A 5,144-nucleotide genomic window follows, 5' to 3' on the forward strand; every position below is an offset into this window, starting at 1 on the left:
TCGTGATTGGCGCAGTCATTGCGCTGATAGTGCTCAGCGGTGCCCGGCGCATCCTGAACCTCCGATAGCCAATCTAGCGGCATCCCACACCGATGCCTAGCCAAGGTGGGATGGCCGGCCGCTTACGAACGGACATCCTTGATCCGACGTAGTGTCGTGGCCGGTCTCATGGGCGGCCTTGGTCTGGTCTTGGGTGCTGCCACGAACGACATGCAAGGCCTAGGCGATGTGTTCGTGCTGAGCGTAATAGCTCTGGCGTCAGGCGCGTCGGGCTTCTACATCGCCAGATGACTCAGCCGAGAAGATCGGGAGAGGCGGGCGGCGGCACCTCATTCTTCTTTCGCTTGCCCCGCTCGGGCTCCGGGGTGGCCATCAGCAGGTGCGCCGGATACTGCTGCATAAAGTCCATCGAGCGCGATGCAGGCGCGTCGAGCCAGGCGTCATATTGATCCTCACGCAGGATCACCACCATGCGCTTCTCATCTTCCAGCCGGTGATACAGCCGGAACAGCTCATGGTCCTTAGCATTGACCGTGAGCATGGTGAAGCTGAAGACCTCTGATCCTGTCGCCTTTCGGTTGCTGGTCCACAGGCCAGCAATCCCCATCGGTTTGCCGTCCTTGCGCTGGATGCGTGTGGGTATGGGCGTGCCGCTGCGGTGGTCTGGCTCATAGATCCACTCGACGGGCACGATGCAGTGCTGAGCTTTGGCCCAGGGCTCCCGAAAGCTGGGCAGCTCGGCGACGGTCTCAGTGCGCGCGTTGTAGGTGCGGCGGCCGTATTTGATTTCGCCAGCCCAGAACGGGACCAAGCCGAAGAGGCCTGACATCACCTCCCGAGGCGGTACCGCTTCGTCGCCCACATCCTTGTTCGGGTGTCGGCGAATGAAGGGCGCTTCATAGAGCGGCCAAACATCGCTTTTCACCTGGGGCGGTGGGGCATCGACGCCGAAGTACAGGCGAAGTCGCTCAGTGGTGCTTACGGCCTGGTAGTTGGAACACATCACAAAGCTCTGGCTGGGGACTCTCGCGCATTGCTCACCGGCGGCGAACTTGATTGAGGCTCGTCAAACGTGGTGGGGAAGTTGTCCTGCGTTCGTTTCGGCTAGGCCGCAGGCCCTATCCACTTCCGTGTAACCGGCCCACTTTACTGCCGTTGTGCGACCACCAACCTGCGCGCTGTGCTAAAATAAATGTGAGCGCTCACTTTACATAAGATCGATCGTAACTACTGATTGCGATGATTTGATATGCATTTTGCATCGGCCTGATCCACCATGCAACATGGCCGCGGTGCGAGCCGAAAGGGCACCATAAAACTTCAATCGGTTGAAGACGATGGCTTCTGAGTAGCAGATGCTGTCCTGACGTTGGGCGACCACGCCCAACGTCGTACACCAGGCGCACACACATCGGGCTGGTCGCGGCGAGTGGTTGGCACATCACCAAAATCTCACCAGCCAAGGGTGCGGCTGTATACTGGATGTATGAACAGTACCATGGACGCCGCCGAGCCCGTGCCCCTGACGGCCACCGGGATGGTGCTGCCCATGCCCGAGTGCCCGGTACGCGCTGGCTTCCCCTCCCCTGCCGAGGACTTCGCCGTGACCCGACTGGACCTCACGCAGATCCTCGTCACCCACCCCCAAGCGACATTCCTGCTGCGTGTGGCAGGCTCATCGATGCGGGATGCCGGCATTGACGACGGTGACACGTTGGTCGTTGACCGCGCCATCAAGGCGCAGCATGGTCACGTGGTGGTAGCCGTGGTCGATGGCGAGTTCACTGTGAAGTACCTGCACCAGCGGGCGGGGCGGCTGCGTCTCAGGGCCGCGAATCCGACGTTTCCCGACATCGTGCCCAAGGACGGCCAGACCGTTGAGGTTTGGGGCGTCGTGAGTTCGTGCATCAAGCGCTTCGTCGTCTGAGCGCGAGCAATCACCCGATGCGAGCAATGCGGCCATGTATGCCCTGGTCGACGGAAATAACTTCTACGTCTCATGCGAGCGGGTGTTTCGGCCGAGCCTGATCGGCCGGCCCGTGGTCGTTCTCTCGAACAACGATGGATGCGCAGTCGCGCGTTCCAACGAGGCGAAGGACCTGGGTATCAAGATGGGTGCCCCCTGGTTCACCATCAAGCACCTGGAGCAAGAGGCGGGATTGGTGGGGCTGTCCGCCAACTTCACCCTCTATGGCGACATGAGCGACCGCATGATGAGCCTGGCCGCAGGCCTGGGCCCATCGCAAGAGATCTATTCCATCGATGAGAGCTTCATAGGGCTGCAGGGCCTACGCGGCGACCTGGTAGACCGCGCGCGCCGTGTTCGTGGGCGTGTTCTGCGGTGGACGGGCATTCCGACCTGCATCGGCATCGCCCAAACGAAGACGCTGGCCAAGCTGGCCAACCACATCGCGAAGACGGCTGAGCGAAAGCCGGGCAGCTACCCTGATGACTTGGCGCAGGTTTGCAACCTGGCGGCGCTGCCGGCGCAGGATCGGGATGACGTGCTGCAGGCGACCGAAGTTGGCGAGGTGTGGGGCGTGGGTCCACGGATCAGCAAGCAACTCAAGGAATTGGGCGTTTGCTCCGTTCTCGACCTGGCGCGCGCCGATCCGGGGACGATCCGCCGGCGGTGGGGCGTGACGTTGGAGCGCACCGTACGCGAGCTTCAAGGACAGGCCTGCATCGAGCTGGACGACGCGCCTGGTCCCAAGAAGCAGATCGCGTGCACTCGGTCCTTTGGCAGACCGATGCATGAGTTGCAGCCGCTGTTGGAGGCCGTGAGCGAGTTTGCCGGGAGAGCAGCCGAGAAACTGCGGGCGCAGCGCAGCCTGGCCACGGAAATGATGGTGTTCATGCACACCTCGCCCCATAGGCAAGGGCCCCAACTCTCGCGCAGCGTGGTCGTCCCCCTACGTCGGCCGACAGACGACACCCTGACTCTCGTTCAGGCGGCTGCTGATGGCATGCGCTACATGTACGCGCCTGGGTATCGGTTCATCAAGGCGGGGGTCATTCTGGTGGACCTGCAGCCAGCCGGCATGCATCAGCACGAGCTCGACCTGGATCTGCCGGACGAGGCCGCTGCAGAAGGCAAGCGCTCGCGCCTAATGCGCGCGATGGACACGATCAATGACCGCTTCGGAAAAGGAATGGTGCACGTGGCTGCGACCGGCAGGTCGAACCCTCAACGTGCATGGGAAATGAAGCAGGAGCGGCGCACGCCGCAGTACACAACCAGGCTTGAAGATGTCCCGGTGGCCAGGGCTTGAGATGCCGCTGCGAACAAGCCTCGGCCTCAGCGACGAGGACAGCAATCTGTCACGCGGACGTTCCTCAGTCGCAGATGCAGACGTTCGACTTTCTTGAACTCAGCGGCTGGCGCTGGCCGGGCGTTCGCGCGAAGACTAAGGCCGCGCTCGCGCCGCAGCGCCTTTGGCTACACGATCAGCTTGTAGAGGCCAAAGACAATAAGCGACAGGCCGAGGACGTCGAAGAAGATGCCGGCTGGCCGAGCCTTTCTCGGATGGCTAGTGATGACTCCGCCGGGGAATCGTGCCGTGGCCGGAATGAGGCCGGTTTGGATGGGATGGTTGATCCATTCGCCCATGCCAAAGAAGAAGACACCAAGGGCGATTGCGGCGGTAGGAAGAGTTGGGAACTCCTCCAACAAGCCTGCTCCGGAAAGCAAGAACAGGAACAGTCCCGCGGCCATTAGCACTTGATACCAGTGTTCAAGCGCGAGTTTCGAGATCGGGTTCTCCATGTGGCGGGCCTCCCTCTGGATGGGCGAACACTATACAGGTGGCCACACGATGGTGCCGAAGCGCATGGCTGCTCCCTCGGTTGTTCGACCTAACGTTCGAGGTAAGCGGCGGTCTGCCGCAAGACGGCTCCTTGACTGCGGGGTTGGGTAAGGAAAAGGATGCGGTGGCATAGCGCATAGAGACCGGAGGACAGCCGTTTGAATAGCTCCGATGGTGCTAGACTTGCTCGCAGTGGTGGCGCATTGCGTGCTGCCCGGCAACCCGAAAGGACGACCTTGGAACAAGAAGCTTCCACCACCGTAAACCAGCAGGCGCGCGACCGCGAAATGCGCGAGACGGAGGACGATCTGCGCGCCGTGATGCATTTCATGTCGAACATCCTCAAAAAAATGGCTGAGGTACTGGCCTTCAGCTTGGGGTTCGTCGTGACGTTATGCGCTGTGCTGTATGCGCTTTCATGGGTGATGCTCAAGGCCGGTTTTGAGTGAGGATGCCTGTGGTTCTGTACTGCGCCCCGTCGCCGCAAGACCTTCAACGCCTCAAGGACGAGCTAGGGTACTCAGGTTCAGAAATGGCCGAGTTGGCTAGCGTGTCCGGTGGACAGCAGTGGCGAAAGTACACCGGCGGCAGTGAGCCGCGCGAGCTGAACATGCATGTTCTGTTCTTCATGGCAGCACGTCTGGCGCTCGATCCTGATCAGCTGCAAGCCATCGCGAACAAGATGCAGGACATAGGCGCGCAGGTAGACACTGACGCGCTGGTGCGACTGCCTGGTGAATTGCAGGCCTGATCCTTCCTGTTGAACTGGTGCCGCCGAAGCTTCGCACGCGAATCAACTGGTCAAAGGCTTGCGTACCACAAGCGCCCTGATGCCGACTATGGTGACTCCAGGGTCGAGAGGTGTGCCCCCCTGCCCCAAGTCTGACTATGCGCGAAACCAGTCTCGTATGTCTGCGAATACCTCGCGTTGAGTCACCAGCGCGAAGCGGCCCTGAATTGCAATCGCATTGCCATATGGAACCGGAACAGCAACGCCTGGCTCAAGCTCGCAAAGGACCGAGGTGTCGTCCATGTTCACCAGTGTGCGGCACGCCAGAGGCCGATGCGCGTAAATGCTGCACCTGCCACCCGTGAGGAACACGCAGGGCCTGTCATATCCATAGGTTTCGGCTTCTGCGCCGTCGTTCATTGAGAGAGGCCTCAAAGGACGCTGCAGCCGTCGCCCTGTTTTAGCAGCGATCAGTCTTGCCTGGGGTCTCCTCGTTTTCAGTGCAATAAGTGACGGTACGCAAAGCTAGCACTGGCGCGGGGGTGGTCTGGGTAGACCGTTGATTTCATTGACTTTCCTGTTCGCTTTGTAAACGGGTATGGTGGCCT

Annotated in this window: 7 protein-coding genes; 4 read left to right on the forward strand and 3 right to left on the reverse strand. The window is 60.9% G+C overall.

Going from position 1 to position 5,144, the window contains the following annotated elements:
* Positions 1-292 precede the first annotated feature (292 nt).
* On the reverse strand, positions 293-1,003 hold the full coding sequence (locus BHU06_RS21775; protein ID WP_070401333.1) for an SOS response-associated peptidase: 711 nt from the start codon (positions 1,001-1,003) through the stop codon (positions 293-295).
* A 495-nt stretch (positions 1,004-1,498) separates the two neighbouring features.
* On the opposite strand from BHU06_RS21775, the gene BHU06_RS21780 reads away from it, so the two are divergent.
* Both BHU06_RS21780 and BHU06_RS21785 read left to right on the forward strand, forming a co-directional pair.
* Positions 1,499-1,927 carry a LexA family transcriptional regulator gene (locus BHU06_RS21780; protein WP_254668223.1) on the forward strand — a complete coding sequence of 143 codons (429 nt, stop codon included), beginning with the start codon at positions 1,499-1,501 and terminating at the stop codon, positions 1,925-1,927.
* Positions 1,928-1,961: 34 nt separating this feature from the next.
* Positions 1,962-3,272: a Y-family DNA polymerase gene (locus BHU06_RS21785; protein WP_070401335.1), complete on the forward strand. Its 1,311-nt coding sequence runs from the start codon at positions 1,962-1,964 to the stop codon at positions 3,270-3,272.
* A 167-nt stretch (positions 3,273-3,439) separates the two neighbouring features.
* On the opposite strand, the gene BHU06_RS21790 is transcribed toward BHU06_RS21785, so the two are convergent.
* On the reverse strand, positions 3,440-3,766 hold the full coding sequence (locus BHU06_RS21790) for a hypothetical protein (protein WP_139147178.1): 327 nt from the start codon (positions 3,764-3,766) through the stop codon (positions 3,440-3,442).
* 276 nt (positions 3,767-4,042) lie between these two features.
* On the opposite strand from BHU06_RS21790, the gene BHU06_RS22730 reads away from it, so the two are divergent.
* Both BHU06_RS22730 and BHU06_RS21795 read left to right on the forward strand, forming a co-directional pair.
* A complete protein-coding gene (locus tag BHU06_RS22730) occupies positions 4,043-4,255 on the forward strand; it encodes a hypothetical protein (RefSeq protein ID WP_139147179.1) in 213 nt (70 codons plus the stop codon).
* Positions 4,256-4,338: 83 nt separating this feature from the next.
* A complete protein-coding gene (locus BHU06_RS21795) occupies positions 4,339-4,557 on the forward strand; it encodes a hypothetical protein (protein WP_368072914.1) in 219 nt (72 codons plus the stop codon).
* Positions 4,558-4,692: 135 nt separating this feature from the next.
* Here the strand turns inward: BHU06_RS21795 and BHU06_RS23175 are convergent, their stop codons facing one another.
* Entirely contained in the window at positions 4,693-4,956 is a 264-nt protein-coding gene (locus BHU06_RS23175; RefSeq protein ID WP_083293393.1) for a YkgJ family cysteine cluster protein, read from the reverse strand.
* Between the last annotated feature and the right edge of the window lie 188 nt (positions 4,957-5,144).

Origin of the sequence: Hydrogenophaga sp. PML113, assembly GCF_001777155.1 — a bacterium.
Classification (GTDB): Bacteria; Pseudomonadota; Gammaproteobacteria; order Burkholderiales; family Burkholderiaceae_C; genus Hydrogenophaga; species Hydrogenophaga borbori.